This is a genomic window from Paraniabella hibiscisoli (genome assembly GCF_022512515.1).
GTDB lineage: Bacteria > Bacteroidota > Bacteroidia > Chitinophagales > Chitinophagaceae > Niabella > Niabella hibiscisoli.
In genome coordinates, this window is record NZ_JAKWBK010000001.1 from 141,979 (window position 1) to 158,228 (window position 16,250).

Annotated in this window: 15 protein-coding genes; 5 read left to right on the plus strand and 10 right to left on the minus strand. The window is 42.0% G+C overall.

All coding sequences use genetic code 11. The annotated features are described in order from the left end of the window. The first annotated feature begins 153 nt into the window (after nucleotides 1–153). Nucleotides 154–972: an endonuclease/exonuclease/phosphatase family protein gene (locus tag MKP07_RS00930; RefSeq protein WP_240844582.1), complete on the plus strand. Its 819-nt coding sequence runs from the start codon at nucleotides 154–156 to the stop codon at nucleotides 970–972. An 8-nt stretch (nucleotides 973–980) separates the two neighbouring features. Here MKP07_RS00930 and MKP07_RS00935 read toward each other — a convergent pair whose 3' ends face one another. The 3 genes from MKP07_RS00935 to MKP07_RS00945 are packed head-to-tail and all read right to left on the minus strand — an operon-like array spanning nucleotide 981 to nucleotide 5,849. Then, nucleotides 981–2,519 carry a translocation/assembly module TamB domain-containing protein gene (locus tag MKP07_RS00935; RefSeq protein ID WP_240844583.1) on the minus strand — a complete coding sequence of 513 codons (1,539 nt, stop codon included), beginning with the start codon at nucleotides 2,517–2,519 and terminating at the stop codon, nucleotides 981–983. A 13-nt stretch (nucleotides 2,520–2,532) separates the two neighbouring features. Beyond that, nucleotides 2,533–2,952 (minus strand): hypothetical protein, encoded by a 420-nt coding sequence (locus MKP07_RS00940; protein WP_240844584.1) that lies wholly within the window; start codon nucleotides 2,950–2,952, stop codon nucleotides 2,533–2,535. Between the two features lie 8 nt (nucleotides 2,953–2,960). Further along, nucleotides 2,961–5,849 carry a hypothetical protein gene (locus MKP07_RS00945; protein ID WP_240844585.1) on the minus strand — a complete coding sequence of 963 codons (2,889 nt, stop codon included), beginning with the start codon at nucleotides 5,847–5,849 and terminating at the stop codon, nucleotides 2,961–2,963. A 198-nt stretch (nucleotides 5,850–6,047) separates the two neighbouring features. On the opposite strand from MKP07_RS00945, the gene MKP07_RS00950 reads away from it, so the two are divergent. Both MKP07_RS00950 and MKP07_RS00955 read left to right on the plus strand, forming a co-directional pair. After that, entirely contained in the window at nucleotides 6,048–7,580 is a 1,533-nt protein-coding gene (locus MKP07_RS00950; protein ID WP_240844586.1) for a TolB family protein, read from the plus strand. 23 nt (nucleotides 7,581–7,603) lie between these two features. After that, entirely contained in the window at nucleotides 7,604–8,860 is a 1,257-nt protein-coding gene (locus MKP07_RS00955) for a BamA/TamA family outer membrane protein (protein WP_240844587.1), read from the plus strand. Between the two features lie 628 nt (nucleotides 8,861–9,488). Here MKP07_RS00955 and MKP07_RS00960 read toward each other — a convergent pair. From MKP07_RS00960 to MKP07_RS37420, 6 genes are all read right to left on the minus strand, one after another. Then, nucleotides 9,489–9,959 (minus strand): peptide-N-glycosidase F-related protein, encoded by a 471-nt coding sequence (locus MKP07_RS00960; RefSeq protein WP_240844588.1) that lies wholly within the window; start codon nucleotides 9,957–9,959, stop codon nucleotides 9,489–9,491. Nucleotides 9,960–9,964: 5 nt separating this feature from the next. After that, the gene (locus tag MKP07_RS00965; protein ID WP_240844589.1) at nucleotides 9,965–11,176 is read right to left on the minus strand and encodes a PNGase F N-terminal domain-containing protein; all 1,212 of its coding nucleotides are present in this window, start codon (nucleotides 11,174–11,176) and stop codon (nucleotides 9,965–9,967) included. Between the two features lie 199 nt (nucleotides 11,177–11,375). After that, nucleotides 11,376–11,954, minus strand: a complete 579-nt coding sequence (locus MKP07_RS00970) for a transposase (RefSeq protein ID WP_240844590.1) — start codon at nucleotides 11,952–11,954, stop codon at nucleotides 11,376–11,378. Nucleotides 11,955–12,241: 287 nt separating this feature from the next. Continuing rightward, nucleotides 12,242–12,313 carry a hypothetical protein gene (locus MKP07_RS40855; protein WP_240850605.1) on the minus strand — a complete coding sequence of 24 codons (72 nt, stop codon included), beginning with the start codon at nucleotides 12,311–12,313 and terminating at the stop codon, nucleotides 12,242–12,244. Nucleotides 12,314–12,318: 5 nt separating this feature from the next. Then, entirely contained in the window at nucleotides 12,319–13,683 is a 1,365-nt protein-coding gene (locus MKP07_RS37410; RefSeq protein WP_262919545.1) for a class I tRNA ligase family protein, read from the minus strand. A gap of 273 nt (nucleotides 13,684–13,956) precedes the next feature. Continuing rightward, complete coding sequence (locus MKP07_RS37420; RefSeq protein ID WP_262919098.1) at nucleotides 13,957–14,859, minus strand: class I tRNA ligase family protein; 903 nt, start codon at nucleotides 14,857–14,859, stop codon at nucleotides 13,957–13,959. Between the two features lie 217 nt (nucleotides 14,860–15,076). On the opposite strand from MKP07_RS37420, the gene MKP07_RS37425 reads away from it, so the two are divergent. Continuing rightward, nucleotides 15,077–15,292, plus strand: coding sequence for an N-acetylmuramidase family protein (locus MKP07_RS37425; protein ID WP_262919099.1), 216 nt, complete (start codon nucleotides 15,077–15,079; stop codon nucleotides 15,290–15,292). After that, nucleotides 15,277–15,735, plus strand: a complete 459-nt coding sequence (locus MKP07_RS37430; protein ID WP_317235920.1) for an N-acetylmuramidase family protein — start codon at nucleotides 15,277–15,279, stop codon at nucleotides 15,733–15,735. Before MKP07_RS37425 ends, MKP07_RS37430 begins: the two co-directional genes overlap by 16 nt. Nucleotides 15,736–15,905: 170 nt before the next feature. Here MKP07_RS37430 and MKP07_RS00995 read toward each other — a convergent pair whose 3' ends face one another. After that, nucleotides 15,906–16,043 carry a hypothetical protein gene (locus MKP07_RS00995; protein WP_240844591.1) on the minus strand — a complete coding sequence of 46 codons (138 nt, stop codon included), beginning with the start codon at nucleotides 16,041–16,043 and terminating at the stop codon, nucleotides 15,906–15,908. Nucleotides 16,044–16,250: the final 207 nt, after the last annotated feature.

Consider the following 16,250-nt stretch of genomic DNA (forward strand, 5'->3'; position numbering starts at 1 on the left):
TGCCCTCTGTTAACTATAAGATTACACCCAACAGGAGCTTTATTGCTTATTTGTTTATTATCTTCGGCGTTTATACATTCTAAATATTAACAGCCCCATACCGGGTAAACGCTTTGTTATGTTGATTAAAAAAATAAAATCCGGCTGGCGCTGGTGTCGTCGGCGTTACTGCTTTGCTTTATTGCCAACGCCCAAACTTATACCGTAGCTTCCTACAATCTACGTTTCGACAATAAAAATGATATGGGCAATCTGTGGAAAGACCGGTTGCCTTTTGTAGCCAGCCTGATCCGCTATCACGACTTTGATGTATTTGGTACCCAGGAAGCTTTGCCTCATCAATTGGAGGATGTGGTAAAGGCGCTTCCACAATACACGCGATATGGCAAAGGCAGGGATGACGGAAGCGATAAAGGTGAGCACTCTGCTGTTTTTTATAAAAAGGATAAATTTCAACTCTTACAGTCGGGAGACTTTTGGCTGTCTGAAACACCGGATAAGCCAGGATTAGGCTGGGATGCCACTTGCTGTAATCGTATTTGTTCATGGGTATACCTACAGGATAAAAAATCAAAAAAGAAATTTTACTTCTTTAATGTTCACTTTGATCACGAAGGAAAAGTAGCACGCCTGGAAAGCAGCAAGCTTATTCTGCAAAAAATAGAAACAATTGCAAAAGGGGCACCGGTAATATTAACGGGCGATTTTAACGCAAGTAGAAAAACGGATCCTTACCAGATCATTGCGAGCTCAACTACTGTAAGAGATGCTTACAAAGATGTACAATACCCCTATGAAAACAATAGCTCATTCAACGGGTTTAACAGAGATTTTAAAAGCACGGATATTATCGACCATGTGTTTATCAGCAAACAATGGCAGGCCAATAAATGGGGCGTTCTTACGGACAGCTATTTTGGAAAATTCCCTTCCGATCACTTCCCTGTAGAAGTAGTACTTACCTTAAAATAACATAATAGTTACTCCTTTTTGTCGGGAACTGTTTTGGGCACTAAAGAATCTTCTTTCCTTTCTACCGTAACTGGCTGCACTGATTTACTGGAATCAACCGGCGGTGGCACCCGGTTGGCTTCTCTTTCTGACCGTTTTCTTACATTAATGAATAGTTCCGGCAGTGTATTAAATTCTTTCTTGAAGGAGATACCTCCGCCGGTTCTTTTCAATTTTGCTGCACCGGTACTCGATGTTGTCAGGTAATCCAGGTTTTCACGATAGAACAGATTCAACCTCAGGCTACCACTGGCATTCAGCAACCATTCGGCTGTAACATCCGGTAAAAACTGCACAGTTTGTTGTAAAGTGCTTGATTGCAATGGCACTTCGAGCGAACTACCCAATGATATTACAAAGCGATCTTTAAATAAAGGAACTAACAGGGCTCCGCTTACATTGGCCTGATTGATATTAAAATTGGCATTACTCGCGCCCAGCACATTCCGGTTATAAACCGAACCACTGAAATTGAAGCTCACATTTTGTCCTAATAATGAAGATAGTGCGCTATTGAGTTTTTTGTTGATCTCATTAAAGAACAGTCCCGACAAACTTGATATAGTATTATACGTAAACTCCATAGCTGCGCCTCCTATCCCGATATTGGATACCCCGGTTTGTGGCGGTGCGAAGCTGTTAAAAACAATCAGGTAGGTAACCTGCCTTGTTACTTCGGTCTGGCTTCTTTCTATTTGCTGCAGCGCATTGGTTACGTTAAAGTCGTTGTTAAAACGGCTGTTGGGATCCAGTTCCAGCTCAAACTTAAATTCCGGCTGAAATAACTGCCCGGTTAACACCGCATAGATATATACATTTTCACGGGTATTGGAGTAACTCTGCCCCGGGTCGATCATGCTGGCTAAAGGCGCAAAACTCACCCTTTCTGCCTTGTATCTTGCCTGTATATTAATATTCGCTTTTAGCGGGTCTCCTGTCCATGAGATATAGTTCTCCGTTCCTTTAATGATCTCGAAAGGTTTGGGGAAGAAGGATTTAAATGTATAGTTGTAAGTACCTTCCTGTATATCAAAACGTCCATTAATTTTTAGCTCCTCGTTTGTTCCCGATTGTATATTTAAACTACCCGCCCCTCTTCCAAAGATCTGGTCGCCGGTCAGATCATCCATTACGAACTTCATCAGTACTTTCGGGTTGGCAGTTACATCTAATTCATACTTCATGTTGGACTCGGTACCGGCGCTTGCCAGGCTATCCGACACTTCTACCCCGTATTTGCGTTCTACCAGCCAATCGGGCATTTTCCCCGCCTGGCTGTTGGCTGAAGCGATCGTAAAATTACTTTCCTCCCTGTCTGAAGCAATCGCATCAATTTTCATAAAACTGTTATCTTCAGAACCCACTAATACAAAAGAACCCGTACCTTTTACATTGCCGTAAAATAATTTATTGTCTGCATAGCTGGTATTTAGCACCTGTACCGGACGGTTATTACGGGCATCGCGGGTGCCTGGTTTACGGGTAGATACTGTGATATCATAAAACATATCATCAAATGCATTATATCGTAATACCGCCTCTTAAATAAACCGGGTTGCCGGTAACAGTATCTTCCAATACAATACCATTCAGGTTGATTTCATTTTCGCTGAGTTCAATATCCCGGTCTTCAATTTTATAATAACATTGTGTAAATATTACTTTCAGGCCCGCATTTCGCAATCGCCCCTTTCCTACCACAGCCAGCGAATTCAACGGACCTTTGATTTCGAATTTACCAGTTACATCACCTGTTATATCTGTAAATAATGAGTTCAGGAACCGGTCAATATATTTAAGATCGAAATGAGTAGGTGTTAAAGAGATCAGGTTTTTCTCCTGCGACTCCTGGTCTTTCAGGTAAAGATGTACATTATAAGCCAGGCTTTTATCATCCGACCCTGATGTCTTCCCGTCCACCAGTAACTCCTGGGTGGCCATATCAAAAATTACATTCGCCGCCAGGTTGCCGATAGAATCATTATCCAGCCCGATCCCCGGCCAACAAAATCCCTGGAGCTGATCTTCATATTTTTACCGGGGTTTTCTATCAGCACATGCGCATCTATCAAGCCCTCCAGGCGGTTACGTGGTAACAGGTAAGGACCTATATCGCCGAGGTTGATCCCTTTTAAAGTAATAGCCGCATCGTTCCAGCTGCCCACGTCAGATGGCATAGTTTCAATCCTTATTTCCTGGGTACTTTCTTTAAGCACCAGCAAACCGTGAGCAGGCGCATTCTTCCTGAACTCCAATTCGCCCTTATCTTCAATGGTCCATGTTTTCCCATTCAATATAAACGAAGAAGGATTGAACCGGATACCGACGCCGTTGCTATACGTATTTACTACAGCGTTGAGGCGGGCCTGGTCCAGAGCTTTGCTATTACCGGTGCCGGTAAATACGCGCACTTCTGAAACATCATTATGCGCTTTAATATTGAAGGTTGCCAGCTGAATCTTTAAGCTGTCGGTAACGCTAATATTAGATGCGCTGCCATATAAAGTAAGACTATCATAAGTGCCCGCGGCATCAATATCAATATTAGAAAAATCGAACTGCCGGAATTTGAAATACGGCACATTTACGTCCAGGAACAGTTGATTGGCAGCTGTATTAATACCACCAGTGATACGACTATTGCTAAATCCTTTCAGGCTGCTGTCAATGATGATAGCAAACTCATCAAAATTCCCGGTTTTAATATCAAAGTTGAAAGATTGTTGCGGTACCGCTACGCCTGGCGGCTTTATGTATGCGGGATAGTACCGGCTTAAAAACGTAGTAACTGAATTAGGCAGGTCCCGAATCTTAAAAACGCCGTCCACGTCCACACTAAACTCATTAGACGCAACACGCAGATGCTTGGTACTGTCAGTTGTAGTAGAGTTGATAGAAAGGGAATCGAAAGACAGGGGAAAGCCATTACGGCTTAAAGAAGCATTGGAGATGTTGGCATCGCCCAGGAAATCATCGATAGTATTGCCCGAAAATTCAGCATTTACCCGGCCTGAAAAAGCGAGATTTTCCTTCAGCAGCTGTGTGTTATACAGATTCAAGGTATCAATATTCGCTATAAAGTTGAACGCCGGTACTTTCTCACTAAAATCTACTAACCCATTAAGACTGAGTATAGCATTGGGATCATTAATGATCACAGATCCATCAAAAATCCTTTTATTCAGCTCGCCATCTAATGTAATATTCTGATATCGGTACTTATTGTAATCTATATACTTAATCCGGGCATCCAGCGCAATATTGCCACTATTGGGTTTAAAACCCGCACCTTTTAAGGTAGCATTGAGGCTGATATAACCCAGGTCTTCGGTTTTTAAAAGAGGTCCCAGGTTTAAACTCTCGGTAGATACGGTACCCGAATAAACGGGGTATGCCGGGTTCTGTAATTTTAAATTAAGATCCGCCTTTACAGTGCCTAAGCCTGTTTGTATAGTGCCATAGGTAACAAAGTCGTTGATAAACCCAGCAAAGTTGCCGGTAAACATTACAAAACCCAACTTGCTTAAATCCGGATTGGTAATTCTTTTGAGCGGTGGTATAAAAGCAGTAGCATCGGTGTAGATCGTTCTAAACTCATTGGCCTTTATATCGAGGTAAGTGCTATTTATTTCAGGCAATCCGGTAATAGAAGCATCGCCCAGGAAATAGGTGTTGGCACCCGCTCTTATGTCCAGGTTTTTGCCTATCAGAGATGATACTGGTCCTTTTACATTTCCGCTTAGCTTAATGCGTTTCTTCCAGGTTTTCAGATCGGGAGCGAAATAGGCGATATCATCACTGTTGATTTCTGTATTGTCGAAACGACCTTCCATTCTTACCTTTTCTTCAAAATCGCTCATATCACTGAAGCGATCGAAACGCATGCTGAAATAGTTGCTTAAATGGCTGTCATTGGTCCTGATATCCAGGTTCTCAAAAGTCATTTCATGCGGGGTAAATTTAGCATCGGCAATCAGGTGTTTCACTTCAAAGCCACTTCTTTCCTTTGTCTGCAATTTAATAGAAGCCGTTATCGTATCCATTTCCCATTTCACATTACGGAAATCGCCATAGATTTTGGAGAACTCTATATGTTTTCCATCGAATGCAATGGGATCCAGGGGTCTTGATTCGTTATCGTTTTTAAATGTACCATTCCGCAGGCTTAACTCACTTACCAGTATTTTCCATTTGTTATCATTCACATCTATTTTGCTGGTATCTGTAACGATGGGTTTAGGAACCGTTTCCAATTTTCTCGGGGGCCTTTTACCGTCATAATCTCTCAGCGCAAAATAGGGCTGGTTAATGTTCAGAGAGTTGATCTCTATGATCTTCTTTTTAAAATCCACATTACGGGACACCGTATTCAGCGAGGCCAGCGACAGGGTCATATCCTGCCCAATCCAGCCATCCTGCTGTTTTACCCTTATGTTTTTCAGGTCAACTTCCCTGAGCGCCAGGTTGATCCCATCTTTCTTCTTTTTAGGCGAAGCCGGGGTAGAAAAATAATCCAGCAAAAACTGGTGGTGCCATACAGAATCCTGCCGCTGCAGGTGAATATAGGCATCCCGAAGGCCAATATACTGCAACTCTACATCCTTCTTGAAGAAAAACCAGTCGGTGATGTTTACGGTAATTTCACCAGCGCTTAAAATGGTATCTTTTTGCCGGTCCTGTATTAATACCTGCTGCAGGTTCAGCTTATTAAATAAAGAAAGGTCGATACGGCCAATCTCTATTTTTGTTCGCAGATCTTTGGACAAACGGGAGGTAACTTTATCTATCAGCCAGTTTTGCACCGGTGGCATTTGTATCAATACCCATACGGTCGTCAACAGCAAAATAATTGACGCCAGAACAATCAGTAATATTTTTCGAAATTTCTTCAGGAAAGGCTATTCTAAAAATTATTTGTAAAAGTAATTTATTAGGGGCTACCTGCAAATTTCATGCGTATCTAACTGTTAATTTTATATTTTTAGATAATTCGTTTCAGGTATTAACTTCGATCAACTTAATTGCAGCAACAACATATGGGCAGATTGGTTATTTTAGTTCTGGCAGTTTTCTTCTGCCTGTTATGTAGTAACCGGGTTATTGCCCAACAATTTGGAGGTAACCCTACCCGTACACGGTGGAGTCAGGTCAATACGGATACAGCCAGGATTATATTTCCGGAAGGCATGGATTCAGCCGCTCAAAGAGTGGCTTCTTTTATCAGGCAGGTGTCCTTAAAAGACCGGTTAAGCCTGGGCCAAAAACTCAACAAGATAGATATTGTATTACAAAATCAGCCTGTAATTACCAATGGATACGTATCGATGGGACCTTTTCGCAGTGAATTTTATACCACACCTTCACCAGACAATTATGATCCAAGCAGCCTCTCCTGGCTCACTCAACTTACGGTACACGAATACCGCCATGTGCAGCAGTACAACAATTTCAACAATGGGCTGAGCGCTGTTATGAAGCGGTTATTCGGACAGGAGGGCTATGCATTAGCTGTAAATGCTGCAGTACCTAACTGGTTTTTTGAAGGCGATGCCGTGTACAGCGAAAGCCTGCTGGCACCCCATGGCCGGGGAACCCTGCCTTTTTTCCTGAAAGCCTTTCCTTCTCTATGGCAATCGGGCAAAGGCTATAGCTGGATGAAGCTCAGGAATGGATCCTTAAAAGACTATGTTCCTAATCATTATGACCTGGGATACCTCCTGGTAAATTATGGGTCTCAACAATACGGTTACGATTTCTGGCGGAAGGTAACCCGCGATGCCAGTGCTTACAAGGGACTCTTTTACCCTTTGCAAAAAGCTGTGCAACGGCATGCAGGCATTTCTTATAAAGACTTCAAACAAAATGCCTTTACTTACTATAAGACGCAATACCAATTAGACATTCCTACCAGGATGACAGATAGCTTTAATGTCTTTGCCACCAATACAAAAACACTTACCCAATATTCTTTTCCTTTCCAGTTGTCGGAAACTGATCTGTTATACCAAAAATCATCTAATAGTCGCCGAACAGGTTTTTACATAAAAACTCCTGAAGGTGAGCGCTTGATCCGTTTACGCGATATTAGTATTGAAGACCAGTATAGTTATCGTAATGGCAAAATTGTTTATGCCGCCTATGAATCGCATCCACGCTGGCGCTGGGTGAGCTATAATGTTATTAAAATACTCGATATTGCAAGCGGGCAGCAGCAAAAAATCACTCATCGATCAAGGTATTTTTCGCCCGATATTTCTGCAGATGGAAAAACCATAGTAGCCAATAATGTGTTGCTCGATGGACGATCTGCGCTGACCTTATTGGCGGCTGATGGCGGTATCCCTTTCAGATCCATTGTTCATGACAGCATTGCCTATTTTTCTAATCCGAAGTTCCTGAATGACAGCACCGTGATTACTGTTGTACGCAACAAAAATGCCACAACGGCCATAGCTACTGTAGATGTTCTTAGCGGCAGCATTCAAAATATTACGCCACCGTCATCTACGGTAATTGGCAATATTGTATCAATGCAGATAAAATATTCTTTACCGCTTCGCAGCGCCTAAAGGATGAATTATTTTATTATGACATGGAGCACAAACAACTCTTTAAATACCCTACTCCCGGCGTTGGCAGCTACTTTGCGAGCAGCGATTTTAATAAGCTGAACTGGAGTGTATTTACTGCAGATGGCTATCAGCTTCAGCAAGCTCAGGAAAACCAGCTTCAGTGGCAGCCGGTGGCTATGGATGCTTTTACCAATAATAAAACAGGCATTGTAACTGACAGCCTTGATGCAACCCAACAATTAATGACAGCGTTGCCCAAAGGCTCCCCCATACGCCCTTACCGAAAGTTGACGCACCCTTTTAATTTTCATAGCTGGCGCCCTAATTATTCGGATCCTGAATTTAGTTTTACGATCTATGGAAACAATATTTTAAACACCACTGAAACACAGCTATACTACTCATATAACGAAAACGACAGAACCCATACCGCTGGCGGCTCAATTACTTATGGTGGTCTTTTCCCTTTCATTAGCCTGGGCTCCAATTACACTTTTGATCGTCGCGCTTTTGCCTCCAACAAGCTGAGGCAATGGAATGAATGGAATAATTATGTTGGGGTAAATGTTCCGCTCAGCTGGACCAGTAACCGGACTTATAAGGCCTTTAACATTGGAAGCAATTATTACTATCGAACCGATTTTAATAAAGGACCTACCAAAAACGATTTTAAAGAGCTGCAGTTCAGCTACCTCGCCCACGGTATTAGCTGGACACAGCAGGTACAAAGCACCGTACAGGATATTTACCCGAGGTGGGGATATAGTGTCAATACTCAGTTCAGGCATGCCCTAAACTTGTACGATAGCTGGCAGGGCTATGCAGGTGCTGCCTTGTATTTGCCCGGCATTGTACGCGCACATAGTTTGGTATTAAGTGGAGCTGCTCAATACTCGGGATCAGAACAAAGGGTATTTGGTAACCGTACTGCATTTGCAAGGGGATATGCAGGAAGAGATTCTGCAGGTATCTACACTGCCAGAGCGAACTACCATTTTCCCCTATTTTACCCGGACTGGGGATTCGCCAACATATTTTATTTGCAGCGCGTGAGAGTGAATGTGTTCTATGATTATACCCAGGCTTTCAATAAAAACAGTAGCCGCCAGGCAACGTTGCAAAGCACTGGCGCAGAAATTTACCTCGATACCAAATGGTGGAATCAGCACCCTTTAACCTTTGGGTTCAGAGCAGGTACTTTACTTACTACAATACCCGGACAGGATCGAAAAATGTTTTTTGAATTTATACTGCCTACAAGCTTAATACCGAGGTAGTTGAATTCGAGATAAATTTAACTATGAACACCTGTAAAGAACACCTGCTTCCGGGATGCTATTATCATATTTTTAACCGTGGAAACAATAAAGAACTAATTTTTAAAAGCCAGAGAACCATATTTATTTCCTACATCTTTGGAAAAAATATATAACTCCCATTGCTGATACGCTTTGCTATTGTCTGCTACCCAACCATTTTCATTTTTTTATACAGATAAAGGAAAATACTGCTATTAATATACCGCGTGCTATAAAAGAAAAACCACTTAGCAAATCTTTTCCCAACCTGTTCAACGCATACGCAAAAGCCATCAATAAAAAATATGATCGTACTGGAAGCCTGTTTCAGGAAAATTTTAAACGGAAAGAAATTATCGGCAATTCCTACTACATTCATTTAATCGCTTATATTATTAACAATCCGGTTAAACATAGAATATGTAATTCTTCGGAAAATTATCCTCATTCTGCTTACCAAAGCCTGCTTTCAGACAAACCAACACTTTTATTGCGAAACGAAGTAATAGGGTGGTTTGGGAGCAAAACTGCGTTTATTGAATACATTAGAATTTTGAAGCAGGGCTGTTGAATACCTGACAGGTATGAGGAAACCTGTCAGGACGCTCTAATCACCTACAATTACCCCACTCACATTCCACGCACTAAAGCTGCTACCTTCCCTTGCACCTTGCGGTATCTGCACCTGTATAGTATGCTTTCCGACTGATAAATTTCCTAACTGTATGACAAAGGGATTGGTAACAGTGCCCGGGCACCAGTTAGAGCGGCTTAAATCTGAAGAAGACAAACCCGTAGCAAAGTTTCCCGATGCGGGGTTAAACAAACGATAGGATCCGCAATCTTCTCTCCACGGTATCATTTTAAAAACAGGTTTCCCGTTGAGTGAAATGGTATTTTCTTTAGGCACAAACTCATCGCCATTACCCCAGCCGCCATGGCCTGTGGTGGTATACCGGAGTACCGCATTATTAACAGCTTCCTTTAATTCAAAATGAACGGTGAGGCCCTCTGGCTTATCAAACATTGTCGCATATTCCTGGCCGGCCATTTCCATGATATTAAGCGTATTAAACAAAGGCACTACTTTTTTGGGGCTTCATCTCCTCCCCTGTGTATGGTAACAGCGGCATTAACTTTATGCCCACCTTTATCGTAATTGCCAATAAATACACCGATATATACTTCCTGGCTATCGAGCAACGAAGCATAGGCGCTTATATCCTGCCTGTAAGGAACTGTCTGGTGCCAGTCCTTGCCTTTTAGCTGTATATGATTATATTGTTTGATACCAAAAGGTGTGAAGAAACGCATCAGCTCTATTGCAGGACTATAACCGGCAGTGGCAATAACTCCCTGATATTTTTTACCATTACCATTTTCAAAAACAGGCAAGGTTGATGCTCCATTTTTCAGACCATCTAAAAAAGATTGCTTTTTATCAACCGGGATTAAAAATACCGTTCCCGTACGATCATAAGCGTCGCCATTGGACTGTTCCTGCAGATCTAAGAAGACGGTTTTTGCATCGGCTAATGATGGGAACTTTACTTTCTTTACCACAATGGTACCATTTGCAAATCGCATCACATCAGGCTTTACAGTAGCCGTATCGGAGAAATTGATCACCTGATCCTTAAACAATTCTATGGTGGTAAACCGATTGCGCCAGATCTCATCGCGGTAGCTTAACAAATCGAGCGATCTAGGCTTTATAGTTGCAAATTGAGTTGGATTCGTGTAAGCAGTTTTTCTCACCTCATCAGCCGTGAGTACAAAGTTTCCATTGCGGATCATTTCCAATACCAGTCCCAGGTTTTGCCCTAACACTGTTGGCGCGCCTTTCACAGGCAAATCAGTTGTATACCAGAACTCGATCGTATTGGAGTTGACAACAGTTTTTGCCTTTTTACAGTTATAGCCCAATATTTTTTTGCTGCCCTCCTGTAACTCAAATTGCTGATTCTTTATAGCATTTGAATCAGTTGTAGTGATACAGTCAGATGCACTCAGTAGCGTATATAATTGTTGTTGCAGATTATTTCTATCGATTATTGAAACTTCTAACGGAAACTTTCCTTCGCCTTTATAGTCCTTTTCATTGGTAATAAGCGTTTGGCTGGCGTTTGTAAATATCAAGGTCCGGTTGGGGTTAGGCGAAGGTTTGCCATTGGAAGCCGAACTGTAGGTTATGCGGTAAGTAGCATTATCAGCATGAAAAGGTATCTGCGCTACAACAAATGATGCATGTAGGGTGATCAATAAAACAACAATCGTTAAACGAACCAGCTTCATAATTTTTTAGCCAAATGTAGCGCACTACGGGGATATTAAAGCTGGAGGACTTTTTAAAATAATGAGTAAAAGGGGAACCTTCATATCTGCCTGTTTGGACACACTCAATGGAGGTATCTTGTTAGTACAGCAATAATTTTTAACCAATAAAGCCAGGAAAGCCAGGACGCGTGTCCTCACGCGTTCGGAGACCATTACCTTAAAACTCATTACGTATGTCCCTCAAAAAGCTAAAATTGGTTACACCCTTTTCATAGAATGCCGCTGAGGAGAAATAATAATCATTTGGATCTTTCGCAAGTTTCCATTTGCCTGCACAGGGATTAAAATGTATATAATCCAGTTTTTGAAAAGCTACTTTACGGGTATATAAAATAATTGCCAATGGGTTTTTCTGCCAAAACTCATAGGCTTTATTATACACATTGACCCTAAAACAAGGCAACGGTATTAATGGGTCAAAAGACAGCAGTTTCTTAAACTCGTGTGCAGTATACTTTAAAAAAGAACCTTTAGGATGCTCTTTTCCGTTTAATGATCTTGCCCTCCAGATAAAATGGATATGACTGGGCATTATGACAAATGCGAAAACATCTATTTTATTTTGCTTGCTTAAGTAGTCAAGCGCGGATACTATAATCTGTTTGGGTCTATCAGGAGCTAGTAAATGCAGCCAATGATTAATACTTGCTGTGAAGAAATAAATCTCTCCAAGCTCCATATTACTTTTACTGTTATAACATAGGTTGGTGTGGCTCATCGTTATAGGTTTACCCATTAAAGCTACATCATTTTACATCATTTATTATAAATTTCCGGCACGTGAGGACACGTGCTACGGCCACCATTGCTATTTAAAGCCTATCCATTAAAATAAAAATCCAGGCTAGACTAATAACTCCCGATATACTAAAGCCGAGCTTTTTTAAAATAATGAAGAGATATTAGATCTTATTTATGCGCTTGAAGACACGCACCATAGCTGCTGCACTTAAAGAACTGCTAAAATAAAAAGTCCTGGCAGATATGAAACCTGCCAGGACCAATTACATACAACTATATCTATTACAAAGATGCCATCGCCTCTTTTAACGCCGCAATCTTCTCTTCTGCATCTGCCTTTTTCTTTCTTTCCACTTCTACTACTTCCGGCTTGGCGTTCTGTACAAAACGCTCGTTGCCCAGCTTTTTTCTACCGAAATCAGGAAACCTTCCAGGTATGCAATATCCTTTTCTAACTGTTCCTTTTGAGCAGTTGTATCTAATTCGGTTTGTGTTTCAATATACAGTTTATCCTTTTGTACCAAAACATTGATACATTTTTCAACCGTAGCATCTGTAAAAGCAATGCCTTCCGCATTTACCTGTCTTTCTAAAATGCTAAAGAGTGGCTCATAATCTGCCCGAACTTCAGCCTGTATATGTAACCTGATCGCTTCTTTATTTTTGACGTTGTTTTTAACTCTTGCATCCCTTACCGCACTGATCACGTTTTTGAGGATCTCGCCCTGTGCAATAATTTTCTCATCAACAGTACCAGCTTCTTCAAACTGTTTAACAGAGAGATCATCGTTTTGCTCTTTTAACTGATGATAAATCTCTTCTGTTATAAACGGCATATAAGGATGTAGCAATTGCAACAGTTCCTCAAAAAAGCCAATAGTAGCCTGTAACTTACTATTGATGGTAGCACCGCCAAATTCCGGTTTTTGCCACTCCAGGTACCAGCTGCAGAAATCATCCCATATTAGCGAATAGATCGTTTTAAGCGCTTCGCTCAGTTTAAACTCTTTTAGTAAACGCTCCACTTCAAGCCTGGCCTCATTAATACGGTTACGCATCCACAGACTTGCAAAATCATTAGGAACCGTTGCCTCATCGTTAACAATACCATTGGGGTTTTCCTCCCACATCTTCACCAGCTTCAATGCATTCCATATCTTGTTATTGAAGTTACGTCCCTGCTCCAGCGAAGCTTCGTCAAACAAGAGATCGTTGCCCGCAGGGGCGGCAATCATAATACCAAAACGTACGGCATCTGCACCATATTTGTCAATCAGCTCCAGCAAGTCGGGCGAATTGCCTAATGACTTAGACATTTTGCGCCCCAGCTTATCGCGCACCATACCGGTAAAATATACATCCTTAAACGGAATTTCTTTTTCATATTCCAGGCCGGCCATTACCATCCTGGCTACCCAGAAGAAGATGATATCCTGGCCGGTTACCAGCACAGAAGTAGGATAATAATATTTCAGTTCTTCATTTCCAGGTTCGGTAATTCCTTTAAACACCTGTGATGGCCACAACCAGGAAGAGAACCATGTATCTAACACATCATTATCCTGGCGCAGATCATTAATGGTCCATTGATTTCCAGATAAATTGCTAAACGCCTCTTCTTTTGTCCGGCCCACAATACAGGTTCCATCCGGTGTATACCAGGCTGGTATCTGCTGGCCCCACCAAAGCTGACGGCTGATACACCAGTCTTTTACATTCTCCAGCCAATGCTTATAAGTGGCTAAAAACGGTCTCCCGGGTGTATTTTAATATCCCCCTCTACCACTGCTTTGAGTGCAGGTTCAGCCATATCCTGCATTTTCAAAAACCACTGAGTAGATATTTTCGGCTCCACCACAGCATTGCTCCTTTGTGAGAAACCATTTTTGTTATTAATGTCCTCGGTTTTTACGAGGTTCCCGAAGCTTCCAGGTCAACTGCGATCTTTTTACGAACATCAAAACGGTCTTCTCCAATGTAAAGCTGCGCAGCTTCACTTAGGTACCGTCATCATTTAAAGTATCCACTACTTCGAGATGATGCTTCAACCCGAGGTTGTAGTCGTTAATATCGTGTGCCGGCGTAATTTTCAAAGCACCTGTGCCAAACTCCCTATCTACGTACTCGTCAAAAATAACTGGAATGCGCCTGTTGATCAGCGGTACGAAAACATAAGCACCTTTCAGATGCTGATACCGTTCATCATCAGGATGTACGCAAATAGCGGTATCGCCCAGGATAGTTTCGGGGCGTGTAGTGGCAATAGTGATATAGCCCTCTTGTCCATCGAGCTTATATTGTACATAGTATAGTTTGCTCTGCACTTCGCGATACTCAACCTCTTCATCACTTAAAGCTGTTTTTGCAACGGGATCCCAGTTAATCATGCGGGCGCCGCGGTAAATCAAGCCCTTTTTATAGAGGTCTACAAATACTTTTATTACGGCGTCATAATAATGGTCATCCATTGTAAAGGTTACGCGGCTCCAATCTACGCTACAACCCAGGCGCTCTATCTGGTTATAGATAATGCCGCCATATTTGTTTTTCCATTCAAAAGCGTATTTAAGAAATTCTTCCCTGGTTAATGTGTTTTTATCGATGCCTTTTTCACGCAACATCTGCACCACTTTGGCTTCGGTAGCAATAGAAGCATGATCACTACCCGGAACCCAGCAGGCATTAAAACCAGTCATTCTTGCCCTGCGCACCAAAATGTCCTGAACGGTTTCATTTAATGTATGCCCCATGTGTAGCACACCGGTGACATTCGGAGGAGGGATCACCACGGTAAAAGCAGGTCTGCCATCTGGCTTGCTTTCAAAATATTTTTGCTCTTTCCAGCGATTGGTCCAAAACTGTTCAACCTGCGCTGGTTCAAAATTCTTCGATAATTGCATAAGGGTGCAAATTTACTGCTTTTATGTTTGCGGCAAAAGCAGAAAAACAGGGTTTATCGGGCATTTCGAAACGCCAAAAAATCAACTCATTACCGGCAAACTTCTTTGATCCGACTACTCCTGTTGGCATCGCCTGATTAAGCGGTTATTCAAGCCCGAAAAATCAGTAATTTCATAATGTAGATGGTTCTCATATATTGCGTCTAAAACATCCTATATGCCTAAACCCATATTAACCGAAAAAGATTTCCAGGACGCGGCACGCCAATTAAATTGCGAAGTAGCCGCTATTAAAGCAGTAGCCGAAGTGGAGAGTAAAGGTGATGGTTTTTTGCCTACCGGCGAACCCAAAATTCTTTTTGAACGCCATATTTTTCTAAACGCACCAATGGTCTTTTTGACAAGACTAACCCGGGCATTTCTAACCCGGTAGCAGGAGGTTACGGCGCCTATGCATCACAGCACAAAAGGCTGCAGGAGGCCGTTCTATTAAACCGCAATGCCGCTTTGATGTCTGCCTCCTGGGGACGTTTCCAGGTAATGGGATTCAACTATGCATTGGCTGGCTTCAATTCTTTGCAGGAGTTTGTAACCGCCATGTATAAGGGAGAACGGGAGCATTTATTCGCATTCGTCAATTATATTATTAGTACGGCGCTTGATGATGAGCTGCGTGAGAAACGCTGGGCAGACTTTGCCCGCAAATACAACGGACCAGACTACAGGAAAAATAATTACGATATAAAAATGGCAGAGGCTTACAAAAAATTTGCCGGTACCAGCCGAAGCGTCAAAGCAACCAAAGCATTAAATACTGAAAAAGTTATTAAAGCAGCGAAGGTAAAACCCAAAAACATGCCCAACATTTTCCAATAAAAGCTGATCAGATAACCCGTAAATCTATATTATGTTTTTTAGCATAAGGCATGGCCAGATCATCTAGTGCCTTTACTTTTTCGTTAATTCAGCATCGTTGGTTTCAAATATTTTGCTGATAGCAGCGTCTATTTCCGGCTGAGGTTTTCCCTCATCGATTTTGGCAACAGTCACATAGTCATTTTCAAAATTTTTTTCCCCAATTCCAACAGGTCTTTGGAGGCTCCGATAAGAGGCTTGGTTTCTTCTGTTTCTTTTATTTCCTCAAGGCTGATCAGAGCGCCATTAACTCTGTCAACGGCCGTCATTTTCACATAATCTATAACTCAGAAAAAAACGGGGGCGAAAAAAGCGGCAACCTGGTTCGTGTTCAGTACTGTAACTCCAATTACTTTTTTCGGGAGACGCCTGCTGGCAGGAAGTGATCATTAAAATCAACAACAGCAAAAATGCATAAAACCGTTATTCTTCATGGTTGTGCAGTTTTATAAAAGGCCACCGGAATCCGATGGCCT